At 68.3% G+C, this 18,357-nt stretch carries 12 protein-coding genes; 4 read left to right on the top strand and 8 right to left on the bottom strand.

Going from position 1 to position 18,357, the window contains the following annotated elements; genetic code table 11:
- Positions 1-163: 163 nt before the first annotated feature.
- A complete protein-coding gene (locus tag H7U20_RS09810; protein WP_199758971.1) occupies positions 164-1,057 on the top strand; it encodes a CPBP family intramembrane glutamic endopeptidase in 894 nt (297 codons plus the stop codon).
- A 16-nt stretch (positions 1,058-1,073) separates the two neighbouring features.
- Here the strand turns inward: H7U20_RS09810 and H7U20_RS09805 are convergent, their stop codons facing one another.
- From H7U20_RS09805 to H7U20_RS09770, 8 genes are all read right to left on the bottom strand, one after another.
- Positions 1,074-3,122 (bottom strand): TonB-dependent receptor plug domain-containing protein, encoded by a 2,049-nt coding sequence (locus H7U20_RS09805; protein ID WP_233410622.1) that lies wholly within the window; start codon positions 3,120-3,122, stop codon positions 1,074-1,076.
- A 120-nt stretch (positions 3,123-3,242) separates the two neighbouring features.
- Positions 3,243-4,280: a citrate synthase family protein gene (locus H7U20_RS09800; RefSeq protein ID WP_199758969.1), complete on the bottom strand. Its 1,038-nt coding sequence runs from the start codon at positions 4,278-4,280 to the stop codon at positions 3,243-3,245.
- The gene (locus tag H7U20_RS09795) at positions 4,277-5,146 is read right to left on the bottom strand and encodes a citrate synthase family protein (RefSeq protein WP_233410627.1); all 870 of its coding nucleotides are present in this window, start codon (positions 5,144-5,146) and stop codon (positions 4,277-4,279) included. The genes H7U20_RS09800 and H7U20_RS09795 overlap by 4 nt, the downstream gene beginning before the upstream one ends.
- A complete protein-coding gene (locus H7U20_RS09790) occupies positions 5,146-6,048 on the bottom strand; it encodes an SDR family oxidoreductase (RefSeq protein WP_199758968.1) in 903 nt (300 codons plus the stop codon). Before H7U20_RS09790 ends, H7U20_RS09795 begins: the two co-directional genes overlap by 1 nt.
- Complete coding sequence (locus tag H7U20_RS09785; RefSeq protein WP_233410621.1) at positions 6,048-7,925, bottom strand: thiamine pyrophosphate-binding protein; 1,878 nt, start codon at positions 7,923-7,925, stop codon at positions 6,048-6,050. The genes H7U20_RS09790 and H7U20_RS09785 overlap by 1 nt, the downstream gene beginning before the upstream one ends.
- A 442-nt stretch (positions 7,926-8,367) precedes the next feature.
- Entirely contained in the window at positions 8,368-12,903 is a 4,536-nt protein-coding gene (locus H7U20_RS09780; RefSeq protein WP_199758967.1) for an EAL domain-containing protein, read from the bottom strand.
- A gap of 41 nt (positions 12,904-12,944) precedes the next feature.
- On the bottom strand, positions 12,945-14,132 hold the full coding sequence (locus H7U20_RS09775) for an ABC transporter substrate-binding protein (RefSeq protein WP_199758966.1): 1,188 nt from the start codon (positions 14,130-14,132) through the stop codon (positions 12,945-12,947).
- Between the two features lie 128 nt (positions 14,133-14,260).
- Positions 14,261-15,331, bottom strand: coding sequence for an ABC transporter substrate-binding protein (locus H7U20_RS09770; RefSeq protein ID WP_233410620.1), 1,071 nt, complete (start codon positions 15,329-15,331; stop codon positions 14,261-14,263).
- Positions 15,332-15,931: 600 nt separating this feature from the next.
- Here H7U20_RS09770 and H7U20_RS09765 point away from each other — a divergent pair.
- From H7U20_RS09765 to H7U20_RS09755, 3 genes are all read left to right on the top strand, one after another.
- The gene (locus H7U20_RS09765) at positions 15,932-16,867 is read left to right on the top strand and encodes a class I SAM-dependent methyltransferase (RefSeq protein WP_233410619.1); all 936 of its coding nucleotides are present in this window, start codon (positions 15,932-15,934) and stop codon (positions 16,865-16,867) included.
- Positions 16,868-17,063: 196 nt separating this feature from the next.
- The gene (locus tag H7U20_RS09760) at positions 17,064-17,201 is read left to right on the top strand and encodes a hypothetical protein (RefSeq protein ID WP_174900650.1); all 138 of its coding nucleotides are present in this window, start codon (positions 17,064-17,066) and stop codon (positions 17,199-17,201) included.
- Positions 17,202-17,375: 174 nt separating this feature from the next.
- Complete coding sequence (locus tag H7U20_RS09755; protein ID WP_199758965.1) at positions 17,376-18,350, top strand: TOMM precursor leader peptide-binding protein; 975 nt, start codon at positions 17,376-17,378, stop codon at positions 18,348-18,350.
- The last annotated feature ends 7 nt before the right edge of the window (positions 18,351-18,357 follow it).

The following is an 18,357-nucleotide window of genomic DNA, read 5'->3' as shown; positions in this document are numbered from 1 at the left end:
CCCACGGCGCCGATGGGGCGGCGCGATCAGGCGATGCTCGATGATGTAGGCGGTCTACTTCGCCACATCATCAGGTCTGCTTTTCTCAAGAGCATGGATAGGCTTTGGTTATGCTCTTCGAGGCGCTACACTGGCGGCCTTTAAACTTATCCGGAAGACATTGATGCACTCCATATCCCCACTGGTGTGGCTGAGTTTCGGCCTGCTTGCCCTTGCCATCTGCGCCGTCTGGCTCAAGCCGGTTTCCCTCGGCGGCCGGCTGGTCGTCGCGCCATGGCTGGCCCTGTTCACCGCCGCGCTCATCGGCGGCCTTGCCGGCGGCGTGCTGACGCCGCTGGCGGTGGCGGAGCTGGCCCTGTTCGGCGGCGTGGCCTATGGCGCCGGCAGTGCGGCCGTCGGTCGTGGTTGGCGCATCGTCCTGCTGATCGTGACGGGCGTGCTGGCCTTGGCGCTGGCCATGCATCGTTTGCCCGGCTTTAACAATCCCCAGTTGATCGCCGGTGTGCGCTTTTCCGCCGACGCCACCGCCTTCAGCCAGTACGCCAACTTCGACAAGGCGGCTGTCGGCCTGATCCTGTTGGCCTTGCTGTGTCGCCGTGCCGGGCAGGGCGCCGACTGGCGCGCGCTGGCGCGGCGCAGCCTGCCTGTTGCCGCCGGTACGGTTGTGGTGGTGATGGCGCTCGGTGTGGCGCTGCACGTGGTCGGCCTGGCGCCCAAGCTGCCGGCCTACACGCCGGTCTTCCTGCTGACCAATCTGCTGTTCACCTGCGTGGCCGAGGAGGCGTTCTTCCGTGGTTTCTTGCAGGAGCGCATGGCGGCGACGTCGACGGGCCGGGTCTGGCAAGTCGGCGTGGTGTTGTTGTCGGGTTTGCTGTTCGGCGCCGCGCATCTGGCCGGCGGTCCCCTCTACGCCTTGCTGGCCGGGGTGGCCGGCGTCGGCTATGCCAGCGCCTATGCGCTGACCCGGCGCGTCGAGGCGCCGATACTCACGCATTTCTGCGTGAACATGGCGCATTTTCTGCTCTTCACCTATCCAGCCTTGGCGCCATTGGCTTAGCGGCGGGGGCGGGCCGCTACAGTTTGTAGACGGCCTGTATCGACAAGGCGCGCGGCGCCATCGGCAGGTCGTGCGGGATGGCCAGGCCGGGGGCCAGGCTCGGCTCGCGCGCGTCGGCATTGAACAGGTTGCGCAGCGAGGCCGAGAAGTTCCATTGCTGGCGGCCGCGACGCGTTGCCACGGTCATGTCCAGCGTGGTGTAGTCGGCCACCGGGTCGCGCGCGTCGCCGGCGGCGCGCTTGCGGCCGGCCACCCAGTTCAGCTGCGAGCTGAGGATGTAACCGTTGCTGAACTGCCAGTCGGCGCGGCCGTACAGGTGGTGGTGCGGCGCGTAGCCGGCGTCGCGGCCGGTGGCGTCGTCGACCGAACGCTGCCAGGCGTAGTTGCCGAGCAGGCGCCAATCGCGGTTGACGTTCCAGCTGCTCTCCACCTCCAGGCCGTGGCCGGTCTGGTCGCCGGTGTTGGCGTAGGCGGCGCCGGTGCCGACGCCGGGGTTGTTGACGGTGCGGATGATGTTGCTCATCGAGTAGCGGTACAGGGTCATGTTGACCTGGGCGTCGGCGCGCGCCTGCCAGGCGAACACCGCCTCCAGCGTGCCGTTGGTTTCCGGCTGCAGATTCGGGTTGCCCATGGTGACCGGATTGCTGACGGCGTAGCCTTCGTTGAACGAGGGCGCGCGGAAGGCGCGGCCGTACAACAGCTTGGCGGTCATGTCGAAGGTGGCGTCCCACACCAGCGCCAGGCGCGGATTGGTGGTGTTGCCGAAGTCCGAATAGCGGTCGTGGCGGACGCCGGCGGTCAGGTTCCAGTCCTTGGCCAGGTTCCATTCGTCCTGCAGGTACAGGTAGTCGATCTTGCGGCGGTGCGGCGGGATGAAGGAGTTGACGCCGGAGAATTCGACCACCCCGGGCAGCGGAATCGGCGCGCCGTTGGGGGCGTAGTTGAAGTTGCGCCGCTCGCGGCTGCGGTACATGTCGAGGTCGTCGTGGCCGACGCCGATGCGCCAGTGGTGGCCGCTCATGCCGCTGTAGTCGGCGAAGGCGGACAGGCGCAACTGGCGTTCCCAGATTTCCGGGCCGCCGATCATGCCGTTGGGGAATTTCCCGCTGGGCAGGGCGGTGCCGGGCGGCAGCAGGTTGAAGTCGACCGGGATCAGTTGGGTGTATTGCAGCGTGCTGGCCGAGGCGCCCAGGCCCCAGTCGCGGCTGAACTGCGGATCGGCCCAGCTCAGGTTGCTGGTGTAGCGTTCGCTCTTCTGCTGGCCGACCGGGTCGAGCGCCGAGGCGATGCCGGCGCCGGTGCCGAGCTTGTCGCGCAGCTTGTAGCCGAAGCGGGCGCGCCACTGGCCGCGCGCCAGGTCGAGGTTGGCGTCGACCGCCTCGTAGCCGGTGTTGACGGGGCCGGGTGCGAGGCTGGCGCGGGTGCCGAACAGTTTGTCGTTGCGGCTCTGGGCGTCGGCGTCGATGATGCTCTTTTGGCCGTCGCTCTCGCCGACGCGCAGGTAGGCGGCGACGTCGACCGAGCCGAGCTTGCCGCCGTGCTGCAGCCAGACGTCGCGCGTCTGGAAGGAGGCGAGGCGGGCGCCGATCTCGGTGCCCGGCGTCTCGGCGGCGCCCTTGGTGATGATGTTGATGACGCCGGAGAAGGCGTCCGAGCCGTACAGCGCCGAGCCGGGGCCGCGAATGATCTCGATGCGGGCGATGTGTTCGACCGGATAGCCGCCCCACAGATTGCCCTTGTTGCCCTGGTAGACGGTGGTGATCGGCACGCCGTTCTGCAACACCAGCACCTGCGGCGTGACTTGGCTGACGATGCCGCGCACCACGTACAGGGGGGAATAGTTGTTGGCGCTGCGGTTGACGTGGATGCCGGCGACGCCTTCGAGCACCTGGTCGAGGTCGCTGGCACCGATCGCCGCGATGTCGGCCGCCGTGATCACCGAGGCGACCGCCGGGGCGCGGCGCAGGGCCTGCACGTTGCCGGTGGCGATGCTGACGCTGTCGTTGTCGCCGTAGACCAGGGTGAGCTCGTCTTCGTCGCTGGGATTCTGCGCCAGCGCTTGCATGGGAGGAATGGTGAGGGCTGCAGCCAGATAAAGAGGGTATGCGTACTTAGCCTTCAAAACCTATCTCCTGGGAATGTTTTTTGCATTGTAGCGCGGCATCCGTAACAAATGTACAAAAAATCATTGCCCTGTCGCATCTACCGTCCACTTGCGCCGCGCCGCGCCGGCGTAGGCGACGGCGCTGCACGGCGTGGCGAACAACACCCCCTCGGGTTTTTCCGCCGCTTCCACGAGGCAAGGTGGCATTCCTGCGAGGAATGTGGGGATGCGCAGCAGTTGGTACTGGCGCGCCGTCAGGCCCATGTCGGCGATCAGCGCGGCGTGCAAGGAGGCGTAGTTCATGCGCAATTGGGGGTAGTGTGGAAGCAACACTTTCTCCACTTCGAAGGCCAATTTGACGTGTTCGCCCTGGTCCAAACCCAGTTTTTCGGCCAGCGCCATGATCCACGGCAGGCGCTCGTCGGTCGAGTTGATCGGCCGGCCGTAGCCGTAGATGCGGTGGGCGCGGGCATGCGCCAGCACCAGCGGCGCCAGCTCGGCGCCGGCCCGCACCTGCAGCAGCGTGGTTTGCAGGAAGTCGATGGCGCGCAGGCCGGCCTGGCCGCCGTAGACGGTGGCCTCGGACAGCGCCAGCGCGGCGACAATGCCCAGGTTGGCGCTGCTGCGCACGTTGCCGGCCAGCGCGGCGACGCGGTTGTTCCACAGCCGCGCGTCCGGGTAGCTGGTGTAGACCCAGATGGCGTGCAGCATGTCGATCTGCGCCGCGCTCAGGCGGCGGCCGCTGATGCCGAAGACGTAGAGGTCGATCCAGTCGAGCTCTTTCAGGTCGCGGTGCAGGTCGTGGCCGCGAAACACCGCGTGGCTGCCGGGATAGGCGGCGCCGACGCTGGTGCGCAGGCGGCCGGCGTGTTCTTGCAGCAGGGCCGGGCCGCGCAGCGGTGTGTTGGGCACGCCGGCTGCGACTTGTGCCGGATGAGCAGCGGCAGCTGCCGTCGCCGCTGTTGCTGCTGTTGCTGCTGCCGCTGCCGCTGCTGCTGCCGCTGCTGCTGCCGCTGCTGCTGCTGCTGCTGCTGCTGCTGCTGCGCCGGCGGCCGGCGCCGGCGCGCTCGCCTTGTCGTCGGCCTTGGCCGCCAAGTGCTTGAATGTCATGTCGTTCATGGCGCCTCCGGCGTCGCGGCTGGGTCGAGCTCCAGCGGGTAGAAAGGGAACTGGCGGAAGCCGCCGGCTTTTTGCTCCAGCGCGTGGGCGGCGGCGCCCGGCAGGCGCAGCAACAAGTAGAGCATCTCGCCCTCGTCCGGCGTCAGGCCCAGGTCGGCCAAGGCGGCGGCGGCGACGCCGCTGATCGCCAGCGGCAGGCCGATGGTCAGGCGCAGCGTTTCCAGCCGCTCCAGCAGCCAGGCGCAGCGCGGCCCGGCCCGCAGGCCGGCCAGGGTGGTCAGCAATTGCCGCACCACGGTGGTGGTCGACACGCCGTGCGGCTCGAAGCCGGGCAGGCGGCCGGCGGCGGGCCAGACCTGCATCGGTTCGCCGGCCGGCGCCGGGTCGTAGTCGGCCCAGGCGGCCAGGTCGGTGCCGCAGCGCTGCCACAGCAGCATGGCGTCGTGGACGTCGCGCGCGCCGCCGTTGCGGCCGGCGCCGACCGACAGCGCGGCGATCAGGCTGGCGGCGGCGGTCGAGCCGCCGACGCCGCCGCACATGGCGGCGTGCACCGAGGCTTCGCGCGGGCCGGGATTGGCCAGCGCCACGGCCAGCGCCTCCAGCGTGGCGACGGCGGCCGCTGTTGGGCGCTCGTCGCGCAGCAACAGCAGCAGCATCTCGACCCAACTGGCGCGGCCGACCAACTCGCCAAACACGTCGTAGCCACGGCAGTAGGCGGCGCGGGTGGCGAAGGGGTTGTCCGGCTCGGGCTCTTCCTGCCAGATGCGGGTGTGGATCAGGTCGCGCGGCGACGGCGTCGGCGCGCCGCCGGCGTTGCTGGCGTTGGCGTTGGCGTTGGTGCCGGTGTCGGGCAGGGGTGCGGCCATCACAACAGGCTCATGCCGCCGTCGACGACGATCTCTTCGCCGACCATGTAGGACGAGTCGGCGCAGGCCAGGAACAGGGCGGCCTTGGCCACCTCGTCGGCGCTGCCGAAGCGGCGGCTGGGCGACTTGTCGGCGATGGCCTGCTTCTTGGCGGCGGCCAGCGCGTCGGGCAGGCCGAGGCGGTCGAACATCGGCGTGGCGATCGGGCCGGGGCTGATGGCGTTGACGCGGATGCCGCGACCGATCAGCTCCAGGCCGAGCGACTTGACCAGCGAGCGCAGGCCGGCCTTGGCGGCGCCGTAGACGCTGAAGTTGGGCGAGCCGAGTTGGTTGGTGATCGAGGTGGTGACGATCACGCTGGCGCCGGGACGCAGCAGCGGCAAGGCCTGCTGGATGGTGAAGAAGACACCCTTCAGGTTGACCGCCAGTTGGGCGTCGAACGAAGCCTCGGTGACCTGTTCGATCGGCGCCGGGCTGGCGATGCCGGCGTTGATGAACAGGACGTCGAGATGGCCGTAGCGCTGCTTGACCTGGGCCATGGCGGCGGCGATTTCGCCGACCTGGCCGGCGTCGCTGCGCATCACCAGCGCCTGGCCGTCGAGCACCGAACCGGCCATCGCCAGGCCGGCCGGATCGCGCCCGGTGATGGCGATGTGGGCGCCCTCGTTCTGGAACAGCAGCGCGCTGGCCAGGCCGATGCCGCTGCTGCCGCCGGTGACCAGGGCCACCTTGCCGGCCAGTTTGCCGGACTGCCTGGCGGCGGAGGCGGCGCTGAGCGCCACGCGCAGGTCGGCCGCCGCGTCGATCGCCAGATCGAGGTCGATGTCGTGGTTGTAGTCTAGCCTGGACGGCGCGCGCGACGTCTGCTCCAAGGCGGCGTCCGATTTGTCGAGTTGCGCCATTATTGACCGTCCTCCAGCAGCACGCGCATGCGGCTGCCGATGGGCGGCACCTGTTCCGGGTCGATGTAGACGTCGAGCAGGGTCGGGCCGGGATGGTTGCAGATGGCTTTGATGTCGAGCGCGGCCAGGTCGGCGGCCGAGTGGATGGTGTGGCCGCGGCCACCGAGGGCGCGCGACAGCATGGCGAAGTCGGTCGGCGGCAGGGCGTAGCCGATCTGCTCGCCGCCGCCCAGGCGCTGGCCGTGCTTGACCATGCCGTAGGCGGCGTCGTTGAGGACCACGAAGATCACGCACAGCTGTTCGGCCACCGCCGTCGACAGCTCTTGGCCGCTCATCAGCATGCTGCCGTCGCCGGTGATGCAGACCACCGGCGCGGCCGGGTTGGCGGCGGCGGTGCCGACGGCGGCGCCGATGGCCCAGCCCATCGGCGCGAAGTGGCCGGTCAGGCGCAGCCAGCCGCCGGCGCTGCGGCGCTCGCTGCGGATGCCGCGCGGCAGGCCGGCGGTGGCCATGCGGCGGTCTTCCGGTTGCAGATAGTGGGTGGCCCAGGCGACGCTGTTGCCGGCGTCGGCCAGGAAGCGGGTGGTGGGCGGGAACAGCCGGCCCAGCTCATTCATCAGGCGCGGCGGCGCCAGCGGCACGGCGTCGCTGTGGAAGGCGGCCGGATCGGCCAGGAGGCTGCCGGCTTCCCACTCCTTGTTGCACAGCTCGCGGGCGGCGCGGCGCCGCTCCACCGTCACGTCGGCCTGTTCCTGCACTTCCAGGATGCGCGTCACCAGACGCTGGAACACCGGGCGCAGGCCGCCGCGCAGGTGCATGCGCGCCATCGGCGAACGGGCCAGATGCTCCTCGCACTCGTCGATGTGCACCAGGCGCTCGTTGAGCAGGCTGTCGCACCAGCCGGCCGTGTTCCATTCGCCCATGGTGCTGCCGATGGCTAGGATCAGGTCGACCGACTCGTCGCGCAGCGTCGCCTCGGCCGAAGCGTGGCCGCCGAAGCCGAACACGCCGCGATACAGCGGATGGTGGGTGCTGACCAGGCCCTTGCCGTCGGGCGGCACGATGAAGGTCGCGCCCTTCAGCGTGGCGAACTGCATGATCAGGTCGATCGCCTCGCCGCAGGCGGGGCCGATCAGCAGCACGACGTTGCGCGACGCGGCCAGCATGGCCAGCAGCCGGTCGACGGCGGGCACGTCGATCAGCGACGAAGGGCGCAGCAGCGCGGCCATGTCGTAGGCCGGGCCGCTTTGCTTGGCCGGGGCGCGGAACACGTCGACCGGCACGCTCAGGTGCACCGGGCCGAACGGCGCGCGGGTGGCGTGTTGCAGCGCCGTGACCAGCTTCCACTCCAGCTGCATCGGGTGCGACACCAGCGAGTTGTAGCGGGTGCAGGGACGGAACATGCTGAGCACGTCGATGCCGGTGCAGGTCGATTCCTGCAGCGTGTGCTTGCCGAACGAGGGCAGGGCGGGCTGGCCGGTAATGACCAGCATCGGCACGTCGTTGCCGTAGGCGGTGGCGACGGCGGTGATCAGGTTGGTCGCGCCGGGGCCGGAAGTGGCGACGCAAACGCCGATCTTGCCGGTTTCGCGGGCGTAGCCGTCGGCCATGAAGGCGGCGCCGGCCTCGTGGCGGGCGACGATGTGGCTGAGGTTGCCGCCACGGCGCTGGTTGCGGGCGATGGCGTTGTAGAGTGGCTCGATGGCGCCGCCGGGGATGCCGAAGACGTAGTCGACGCCCAGTTGCTCCAGGTAGGCGACCAGCAGGTCGGCCATGTCCATGACGTGGCCGTCGACCGGGGCCGGCAGCGTGGTGGAGAGGGGGGCGCTGCGTTGCAGCAGGGGGGATTGATCTTCAAACTCGACGGTGTCAAACATGCGAAGCTCCTCAATGTTGATTGATCGGCCAGGCAGGAATGCGGTGAGCCGAAACAAAAGTGATATCTAGACGAAAACATTATTTGCTCAAAGGCAAATTATGTTGCGGCGCAATAATAGCCTAAAAACAAGGAGAGTTGTTACTTTTAGATAGAATTGGCTAAATTTTTATGTCTATAAGGTATTTATAATTTCAAATTGGCAATACAACCGACGTGGGATTTGGATGGGAACAGTCACTTACCATGAGGCGGCGGCAAAACCCAGCGGCAGAAACCAGCGGCAAAACCCAGCGGCAGAAACTAGGGTCAGACCCGCTGGGTCTGACCCTGGCTTTTGCCTGTGGGGTAAGCCTGCGCCTTGACGGAAAAAAGCCGGGACCGCTTGAAGCGGACCCGGCCTTGGTGTGGCGGAAGTTGGCGGAAGGATGCGGAAGGGCGGCTCAGGCGCGCAGCAGCGCCGCCTCCTGCTCGCGCACCAGCTCGGCGAACTGCGCCGCCGGCACGGCCTGGCTCAGGTGGTAGCCCTGCAGCAGGTCGCAATGCTTGGCGCGCAGGAATTGCAGCTGGGCCAGGGTTTCGACGCCCTCGGCCACCACCTCCAGGCGCAGGCTGTGGGCCAGCGCGATGATGGCGGTGACGATGGCGGCGTCGTCGGCGTCCTGCGGCACGTCGCGCACAAAGGAGCGGTCGATCTTGATGATGTCGACCGGGAAGCGCTTCAGGTAGGACAAGGACGAGTAGCCGGTGCCGAAGTCGTCGATCGACAGCCGCACGCCGAGATTGCGCAGGCGGTGCAGCGCTTTCAAGGTGTCCTCGGCGTTCTCCATCAAGGTGCTTTCGGTGATCTCCAGTTCCAGCAGGTTGGGCGGCAGGCCGGTGTCGGCCAGCGCCGCCTCGACCGAGGCGGCGAAGTCCTTCTGCAGCAGCTGGCGCACCGACAGGTTGACCGCCACGCGCAGCGGCGGCAGGCCCTGTTCTATCCACTCCTTGAGTTGCGCGCAGGCGGTGCGCAGCACCCAGTCGCCGAGCGGGTTGATCAAGCCGGTCTCCTCGGCCAGCGGGATGAACTCGACCGGCGCCACCATGCCACGGGTCGGATGGCGCCAGCGCACCAACGCCTCCATGGCGACGATGCGGCCGGTCGACAACATCGCCTGCGGCTGGTAGTAGACCTCCAGCTGCTGCTGCTCCAGGGCGCGGCGCAGATCGCTCTCCAGCCGCACGTGCTCGGAGATCGACTGCTCCATCGAGGCCTCGTAGAACTGGAAGCCGGTGTTGGTCTTCTTGGCGCGGTACATGGCGCTGTCGGCGTGCTTGACCAGGGTGGCGACGTCGGTGCCGTCGTGCGGGTAGATGGCGATGCCGACGCTGCTGGTGACGAAGATGTCGTGGCCGTCGATCTGGAACGGCGCGGCCAGCACGCGGCAGATGTTGTGCGCCGCCGTGGCCGCCGCCGCCGGTCCCTCCAGATCGCCGAGCACCACGGTGAACTCGTCGCCGCCCAGGCGGGCCACGGTGTCGACGTTGCGCACGCTATGGCGCACGCGCTGCGCCACCGCCACCAGCAGACGGTCGCCGACGTCGTGGCCGAGGTTGTCGTTGACGTACTTGAAGCGGTCCAGATCCATGAACAGCACGGCCAGTTGGCCCTTGGCGGTCTTGGCCTGTTCGATGCCCTGGCCGAGCAGCTCGAAGAACAGGGTGCGGTTGGGCAGGCCGGTGAGCAGGTCGTTGTAGGCCAGGTGGCGGATGCGTTTCTCGGCGCGGTTGGCCTCGATGATGCGGCGCACCCGCTGCGACAGCACGGCGTAGTGGATCGGCTTGGGGATGTAGTCGCTGGCGCCGGCGGCGAAGGCGCGTTCGACCGAGGAGTTGTCCTGCAGGGCGGTGATCATCAACACCGGTATCGCGCTGCCGCCGGGCAGTTCCTGCATGCGGGCGCAGGCGGTGAAGCCGTCCATCACCGGCATCACCGCGTCCATCAGGATCACGTCGGGCTGGAAGCGCTTGAGCATGGCCAGCGCCTGGGCGCCGTCGGCCGCCTCTTCGACCTGGAAGCCGTCGCGCTGCAAAATGTAGCGCAGGGTGCTGCGGGTGCTGCGGTCGTCGTCGACGATCAGCACCTGGGCCAGCTCCTCCTGCGGTCCCTCGGCGTCGAAGGCGTCGGCCGCCACCTCGCCGGTGAGGAAGGCGGCCACCTCGTGGTAGGCGGCGCGCAGGCGCGGCAGCAACGGCGCGATCTGCGCCACCTGGTGGGCGATGGCCAGGTGCTCGGCCTGTTCGGCTAGTTCGGCCAGGGCGTTGGCGCCGAGGTTGCCGGACGAGCCCTTGAGGGCGTGGGCGCGGGCCCGCGCCGCCTCGCTGTCGCCGTCCTGCACGGCGTGTTCCAGCTCGTTCAGGTAGGTCGGCGTGTCTTCGAGGAAGGGCGAGATGGCGTGCGGCAGCGCCGCGCCGAGGATCTCGCGCAGCTTGTCGAAGACGGCGCGGTCGACCGCCAGCGTGAGGTCGACCTGGTCGGTGCTGTCGAGCAGCAGTTCGGCGGCGTCGATCTCGTGGCCGGCGGCGCGGACGGTCTTGCCGTCGCCGCCCGCCTCGGCGCCGCCGTCGCAGTCCTGCTGCGGCTCGGCCTCGGCCTCGGCGGCGTGCGCGGCCGCGCCGTGCGGCAGCCAGCGCTCCAGCTTGTGGCGCAGCTCGACCAGGGTGATCGGCTTGGCCAGGTAGTCGTCCATGCCGGCGGCCATGCATTTTTCGGCGTCGCCGCGCTGGGTGTTGGCGGTCATCGCCACCAGCGGCGTGCGGCGGCCCAGCGCTTCCTCGGCGACGCGGATGTGGGCGGTGGCTTCGTAGCCGTCCATCTCCGGCATGCTGCAGTCCATCAGGATCAGGTCGAAGCGGTCGCGCTGCGCCGCTTCGACGGCCTCGCGGCCGTTGGAGGCGAATTCGCAGACGCAGCCGTTCATCGCCAGCATGCCGGCGGCGACCATCTGGTTGGTGCGGTTGTCCTCGGCCACCAGCACGCGGAACTGGCGTCCCGGCGCGCCTGCCGGCAGCGCCAGGCGCGGCGCCTCGGCGGCGTGGCGGCCGGCCAGCAACTCGCGCAGCGCGGCCAGCAGGCGTTCCTGGCGCAGCGGTTTGCCCAGCGTGGCGTGGCCGCTGAGCAGGGCGCCGCCGCCGGCCGGGCCGTGGCGGTCGAGCACCAGCAGTTGCGGCACCAGGCCGGCGGCCTCGATGCGGCGGCCCAGCGCGGCGCCGTGTTCGTCGGTGGCGTGCAGGTCGAGCACCACGACGGCATACGGCTGGCCGGCGGCGGCGGCGGTCTTCAACTCGTCGAGCGCGGCCAGGCCGGAGCCGGTGACGAAGCCGTGGATGCCGGCGCGGCCGAACACGCCGTCGAGGAATTCGCGCACCACCGCGCTGGCGTCGACCGCCAGCACGCGGCGGCCGGCCAGCGTGGCGTCGACCGCGGCGGCCGGCTGCTGGGCGGCCGGGCGGCAGCGGATCGAGAAGACGAAGGTGGTGCCGGTGCCGGGCGCGCTGGCCACCGAGATGGCGCCGCCCAGCAGGCCGACCAGCTGTTTGCAGATGGCCAGGCCGAGGCCGGTGCCGCCGAAGCGGCGGGTGGTCGACGGGTCGGGCTGGACGTAGGATTCGAACAGGTGCTGCTGGGCCTCCTGGCTCATGCCGATGCCGCTGTCGCGCACCTCGAAGGACAGGCCGAAGGGCGCCGCGGCGTCGGCCTCGGCCAGGGCGATGCGCACCGCCACCTCGCCGCGCTCGGTGAACTTGACGGCGTTGCCGAGCAGGTTGATGAGGATCTGGCGCAGCCGCAGCGAGTCGCCGTTGATCCGTTCGGGCACGCCGGGCGCCAACAGGTAGGCCACTTCGACGCCTTTTTGCTGCGCCGGCCGGGCCACCAGCTCGATCACTTCTTCGAGCAGCTTGCGCAGGTCGAAGTCGACCTCCTCGAGCGCCAGCTTGCCGGCGTCCATCTTGGAGAAGTCGAGGATGTTGTTGATCAGGTCGATCAAGGTGCGCGAGGAGTTCCAGGCGACGTCGACGCATTCCTGCTGCCGCTGGTTCAGATGCATTTCCTTGAGCATGTCGAGCATGCCGACCACGCCGTTGAGCGGGGTGCGCACCTCGTGGCTGACGGTGGCGGCGAACTGCGCCTTCATCAGCGCCATGCTGACGGCGGCGTCGCGCGAGTCCTTCAACTCGGCCTCGCGCTGCTCCAGCACGTTCATCATCTGGTTGAAGGCCGAGCCCATCTCGATCAGGTCGCGCGGCCCGTCGGGCGCGGCGCGCATGCCGGACTCGCCGGCCTGGGCGCGGCGCATCAAGGTCGACAGGGCGTTGAGCGGGTTGATCATGTGGCGCGTCAGCAGGCTGACCAGGCCGAGCAGGATGACGGCGAACGACAGGGTGATCGCCAGGTTGCCCAGCAACAGCGACAGGGTCAGCCGCTGCAGGGTGTTCTTGCTGACCTGGACCTGGACATAGCCGAGCAGCTGCGGCTGGTGGTCCTGCACCTCGAACGGCGAGGCCTCGGCCTGGCCGCCGTAGACCGGCGCGCCGAACAGCCAGGCGTCGTCGCTCTCGCCGACCAGGCTGGCGCGGGCCGGATTGGCCTTGCCGGCCGGCGCCGTGGTCAAACGCACCTCCGGTTCGGCGCGCACCAGCAGCACGCGCTGGCGGTTGTCGATGATGCGCAGGCCTTCCACGTCGGGGAAGGCGAGGGTGGTGGTGACCACGTCGCGGGCGTTTTCGGCGGAGTGGAACAGCAGCGCCAGGGTCGACTGGCGCGCCAGGTTGTCGGCGATGCGCTGGCCCTGTTCGAGGAAGTAGTCGCGCATGCGGGCGCGCGCTTCCCAGGCGTTCATGAAGGAGGAAAACAGCGCCAGCCCGAGAATGGCGGCGGAGACGATGACGGTGAGTTGGCGCCGGAAACCGGTGCGGCGTAGATAGTTATGAAACATATTTACCGTGCAAAGGAGTCGAAGGTGGAACGGCTAGCGCGTCATGGCTGCGGATAGACGAAGTCGAAGGCGCGCTGCTGCTGGTAGCCCAGGTTCAGCCCCATGTGATTGGCGGTGCGCACGTTGATGGCGGTCTGCAGCTCGCGCAGCGGCACCAGGCTGCGCCGCTTGGCGTCGCCGGCGATCATCCCCATGGCCGAGCTGGCCAGCGTGCGGCCCAGCTCGACGTTGTTGGGCACCATGGCGAACAGGGCGCCCTTTTTGACGTGCAACACGTTGCTGGAGAACAGCGGCACGCCGCTGTTCCACGATTCGCGCAGCACCAGCGGCAGGATGGTGCTCTCCTCGACGGTGGTGGTGTCGTGCGGCAGCCAGACGGCGTCGCGCCGCGGGTCGGCGGCGTTGATCAGTTGCGGATACAGTTGGGCGGCGCGGGCCAGGTCGCCGGCGACGTGGCTGGACAGCTCGAGCCCCTGGGCGCGGGCGGCGTCGCGCGCCAGCTTCATTAGCCATTCGCTTTTTTGCGGGTTGTAGACGACGACGACGCGGCGCAGCTCCGGCAGCAGGGCGCGCAGGCGGGCGAACAGCAGCGCCGGGTCGGGCGTCATGCTGATGCCGGCCACGTTCTCGCTCTCCGACAGCAGCAGCACGCCGCCGACCAGCACCGAGATTTCGCGGTCCAGGCCGGCGGTGGCGTTCAGGCCCTGGCGGCCCAGCGCGATGACGACACGGGTGCCGTTGTGTTTCAGCGTGGCGTTGAGTTCGGCCGTGTCGACCTTGGGATCGACCGGATAGCTGCGCACGCGCAGCTTGGTGCGCTCCTCGATGCCCTGGATCATGCTGACGAAGGCGCTGCGGAAGGGTTCGTCGACGTTCGGGTAGAGCACGGCGATGCTGCCCTTGCCGATCGAGGCTTGCAGCTCGGGCCGGCGCAGCTGGTCTTCCAGCTGGGCCAGCGTGACGGGGCGCACCTCGGCCCACTGCGGCGCGGCCAGATTGCCCGATTCGATGCGGTCGAGCAGGGCGCCGACCGGGTTGTGCGGCGCGGCGCCGGGCAGGTCGACGATGGAGGCGGCGGCGCCACGGCCGGCGGCCGCCTGGGCGGGCGGCTGGACTTGCAACTGGGCGCGCGCCGGGACCGCAGCGAACGCGGCGGCCAGGGCGAGAATACAGAGCAGTGCTGTGCCGGCGAGGTTTGGGCCAGCGGTGAATATTTTCTTTTTGTTCATTAAACCGTCCATTGCGGCTCCGCGCGGTCGCAGTCGAACACAGGTATCCCGCGGCAAGAGCATCTGGCCAGTAGTATATGCTCTCTATTTACTATTAAGAAAGAGTTTTCCCCATCCCGGACGCCGTATCAGGGTTCCGGGAAGAGGAAATCGAAAGTCCGTTGTTGTCCTGCGTCAATATTTAGTCCGATGTGGCTTGCGGTGCGCCAATTGAAGGCGATGCGCACGGCGCGCAGCGGGCTGACCCCCTTGCGCGGCGGCTCGCCCAGCAGCAGGGCGCCGGCCAGGCCGGCCAGCTCGCGGCCGAGTTCGAAATTGTTCGGGTAGAGGGCGAACAGGGCGCCCTTCTTCACGTGCAGGATGCTGCTCGAGAAGATCGGCACGCTGCGGTTCCACGACTCGCGCAGCACGATCGGCAGGATGGTGCTCTCGTCGACGGTGGTGGCGTCGGGCGGCAGCCAGAGCGCGTCGTGGCGGCCGTCGGCGGCGGCGAAGGCGCTCTCGTAGCGGCGCGCGGCGCTGGCCAGGTCGGCCGCCTCCAGCGCGTTCAGCTCCAGGCCCAGGCCGCGCGCCGCCTCGCGCGCCTGGCGGATCAGCGCCTCGCTGTTTTGCGGGTTGTAGACGACGATGACGCGGCGCATGGCCGGCAGCAAACTTTTCAGGCGGCCGAACAGCAGGGCCGGATCGGGCGACAGGCTGATGCCGCTCAGCTTGTCGGCGTCCGGCACCGAGCTGATGCCGCCGACCACCACGCCCAGCGCCGGCTCCAGGCCGCTGGCCGCCTTGACGCCTTGGCGGCCAAGGGCGATGACGACCCGGCTGCCGTTGCGCTTCAGCGCGGCCTGCAACTCGGCCAGGTCGGCGTTGTTGGCCACCGGGTAGCTGCGCACGCGCAGCTTGCCCTGTTCCTCGATGCCGTCGATGATTTCGGTGAAGACTTTGCGGTAGGGTTCGCCTATGTCGGGGAACAACACGGCGATCGGTTCGCCGCTCTGGCGGCGGGCGGTGTCGCCGGCCTGGGCCAGTTGCAGCGGCTCGTTGCGGCGCGCGCGTGGCGCCGCTTCGCCCGGCCGTGCCGGGACGGCGGCGCCGGCCGCGTCCGGATTCGCCTCGGGCAGGGCGCGGGCCGGCGCGGCCGTTGCCAACAGCGCGGCCAACAGCAGGCCGCCCAGCAGGTCGCTCAGCAGACGGGCCGACAAGGCGGCCGGCGCAGGCCTTGGCGGCAGGCGCGTCGCGCCACGCCGGCGCTGCGCGGGCGCGCTAAACAGATGTCTCAGTAATAAAATGGCCAAGTCGAACGGCAATAGTGAAGACTCATGTTGTTGTTCAACGTTGCAATGGCGTGTCGTCGGGTCGGACGGCGAGACAGCGGCCACTGCCACAGCGGCAGAATATGTCACACGGGCAAGTGTATCTCCGTGTGCGCGCTTGTGGGGCAAAAAAAGTTACATTTTTTGCAGTGCGCTTGATCCGACTTGTCATATAAGTCACATTTGAACGCTGTGCGACGCAGCAGGGTGGACGCCGCCGTGTTGCCGTATTGAGGCGCCGCCTTGGCGACGGGCAAAAAAAAGCCCGCTACAGGAGCGGGCTAAATCTATTCCTTGGAGGAGATAGAGGAGACAGAAGAATGATGCCGCAACGCACGATATTTTTCCAATTTATAGTTGTGATTATAGAGATTCGCAAAACGTATAACTGTTGTTGCTATGCCGCAAGTGATGGCATGAGAATAATATTTACAAGGATGTCACATGTTCCGCTATAGAATCATCCGCATCCATTATTGATAGGTTGGCATGATGACTAGCGACAACAGCAAACCAGTTTCCGCCGCCGCCGTAGCCGTAGCCGCCGCCGATTGCGCCGCCGACCCCGCCCCTGCGGCGGTCGCCGGCCTGCTGGGCGCGGGCCGGCCCAGCCGTAGTGCGCTGGCGGTGGCCATGCTGCGCGCCGCCCACCAGTTGCTCGACGGCGCCAGCGTGTTCGCCGATCCGCTCGCCCTGTCCATCATCGGTCCTGAGTTGGCCGCCGAGGTGCGCGACGACCCGGCGCGCTTCGACGCCGGCCTGGCCCGCGTGCTGCGCATGGCGATGGCGCTGCGCAGCCGTCTCGCCGAGGACGAGCTGGCGGCCGCCGTGGCGCGCGGCGTGCGGCAATATGTGGTGCTGGGCGCCGGCCTGGACACCTCGGCCTACCGCAACGACGTGCCCGATCTGCGCGTGTTCGAGCTCGACCATCCGGCCACCCAGGCGTGGAAGCGCGGTCTATTGCGGGCCGCCGGCATCGCCGTGCCGGCCACCCTGAGCCTGGTGCCGGTCGACTTCGAGCGCGACACCTTGGGCGCGGCGCTGGCCGGCGCCGGCTGCCGCCTGGACCAGCCGGTGTTCTTTTCTTGGCTGGGCGTGACCCTGTACTTGAGCGACCAAGCCATTTTCGCCACCTTGGCCCAGGTGGCCGCTTTACCGGCCGGCAGCGGCATCGTGTTCGACTACGGCGTCGCGCCCGAGCTGCTGGAGCCGATGGCGCGCATGGGCATGCAGCACATCGCCCGCAAGTACGCCGCCGAGGGCGAACCGTGGAAGAGTTTCTTCGATCCGGCGGTGCTGGCGCGCCGCTTGCACGGCTTGGGCTTCGGCGCCCTGGCCGATGTTGGCGCGGCCGAGCTGTTGGCCCGCTATCCGGCGGCGCACAGCGTGGGCGGCGGCACGCGGTTGATGCTGGCAAATGTATAAATTTGGACATTCTGTTAAATAATTTAGAGTGGTGGCTCTACTATGATAGTTATGAGACAAGTATTTCCGTGAGGCAACTGAATCCATGTTAATCTCCAATTCGGCAGTCCCTTATGCGAAAAACATGTTTGTATATGCGTAATTCGTGTAAAGGTTTGCCGTTCACCCACTCTGAGATAACAAGGAAAAAGAGAAAATGGAAATCCAAATCGACACCAGCTTCATCCTGATCACCGATTCGACCGAATCGGAATACCTGCAAGACGACATGAACGGCGCTCTGGCCGATGTCAGCGTTTCCTGCTGCACCTGCTCCTGCTCCTGCTGCTGCTAATGGATGGCCACGCTAAGCGCCGGCTTCGGCCGGCGCTTATGCGTTGTTGCGGCCGATCGGGCTCGCGCCGGTGCTGATGGTGCACTGGCCGCGCGGCGATCGGCGCGCGCCGGCGGGCGCCTGGCGGCAAGCCGGGTGGCCCGCGTGACTGGGTTTTGAATGATAGGTATCGCTATGAATGACTGTCTCTATGTATCGCCGCTGGCGGAAATCACCACCATCGGCGCCGACAAGATCGCGCTGTCCGTGGTCGGCCGCCGCTTCACGGTGGAGGACAAGGTCGGCATGCTCAAGGGTATCCTGACGCAGGCCCGCGACGGCATCAGCCGCGACGCGCTGGTCGAGCGCATGGCCGACAGCTTTCCGGCCGAGGCGGTCGACGCCGCCCTCAAGGCGCTGCTCGACACCAAGGTGCTGGTGCGCCACAACGGCCGCGCCAACGGCGACGCCACCCACGAACACTTGACTCACCGGCGCCAGCTGGAGGGCCTGAGCATGCCCGGACAGGGCGCCGCCTACGAGCGCGCCAACTGGCTGCTGGCGTTGGCCGGCGAGGGCGCCTGCGCCGCCGCGCTGGCCGCCTCCTTCGCCGAGCTGGATGTCGCCGTGCTGCGCGTCGGGCGCGACGCCGCGCTGCCCGCCGCCGCCGGCCGGCGCGCGCTGCTGATCGTCTGCGCCGACCACGAGGACTACGCCCTGTTCCGCGCCATGAACGGCAAGGCGGTCGAAGCCGGCATGCCGAGTTTGTACGTCGGCGTCGACTGGAGCACGGTGCAGTGCGGCCCGCTGGTGATGCCGCGCGCCACCGCCTGTTATGAATGCTATTTCCACCGCGTCCGTGGCACGCGCAAATTCGTCGCCGAGTTCGACGTGCGCAGCCAGCCGGACGCCATCCTGTATCACGCCATCCCGAGCAAGTTGGCGCTGCGTTTCGGCGTCGCCGAGGCCTCGCGCGTGGCGCTGCAGTACCTCAGCGGCACACTGGAGAACCTGCAGCACAGCGTGTTCAGCGAGATCGACAGCCTGAGCGGCGAGATCCACCGCAGCCGCATCCTGCGCCTGCCGCGTTGCGCCGCTTGCGGCAACGCCAGCAGCGCGCGCCCGGTCGGCAGCGTGTTCCAGCAGGCCTTGCTGCGTCGGCGGGCTTGAGATGGGC

Source organism: Rugamonas violacea, assembly GCF_016461825.1.
GTDB lineage: Bacteria > Pseudomonadota > Gammaproteobacteria > Burkholderiales > Burkholderiaceae_D > Rugamonas.
The sequence above is the reverse complement of the archived record's forward strand: the minus strand, read 5'-3'. Positions and strand labels throughout refer to the sequence as shown.

Bases quoted from the DNA above. Each gene is read 5' to 3' on its own strand.
- H7U20_RS09800 (WP_199758969.1), bottom strand. From the start codon at position 4,280: ATGAACGACATGACATTCAAGCACTTGGCGGCCAAGGCCGACGACAAG.
- H7U20_RS09805 (WP_233410622.1), bottom strand. From the start codon at position 3,122: ATGCAAGCGCTGGCGCAGAATCCCAGCGACGAAGACGAGCTCACCCTG.
- H7U20_RS09785 (WP_233410621.1), bottom strand. From the start codon at position 7,925: ATGTTTGACACCGTCGAGTTTGAAGATCAATCCCCCCTGCTGCAACGC.
- H7U20_RS09790 (WP_199758968.1), bottom strand. From the start codon at position 6,048: ATGGCGCAACTCGACAAATCGGACGCCGCCTTGGAGCAGACGTCGCGC.
- H7U20_RS09760 (WP_174900650.1), top strand. From the start codon at position 17,064: ATGGAAATCCAAATCGACACCAGCTTCATCCTGATCACCGATTCGACC.
- H7U20_RS09810 (WP_199758971.1), top strand. From the start codon at position 164: ATGCACTCCATATCCCCACTGGTGTGGCTGAGTTTCGGCCTGCTTGCC.
- H7U20_RS09780 (WP_199758967.1), bottom strand. From the start codon at position 12,903: ATGTTTCATAACTATCTACGCCGCACCGGTTTCCGGCGCCAACTCACC.
- H7U20_RS09775 (WP_199758966.1), bottom strand. From the start codon at position 14,132: ATGAACAAAAAGAAAATATTCACCGCTGGCCCAAACCTCGCCGGCACA.
- H7U20_RS09795 (WP_233410627.1), bottom strand. From the start codon at position 5,146: ATGGCCGCACCCCTGCCCGACACCGGCACCAACGCCAACGCCAACGCC.
- H7U20_RS09765 (WP_233410619.1), top strand. From the start codon at position 15,932: ATGATGACTAGCGACAACAGCAAACCAGTTTCCGCCGCCGCCGTAGCC.
- H7U20_RS09755 (WP_199758965.1), top strand. From the start codon at position 17,376: ATGAATGACTGTCTCTATGTATCGCCGCTGGCGGAAATCACCACCATC.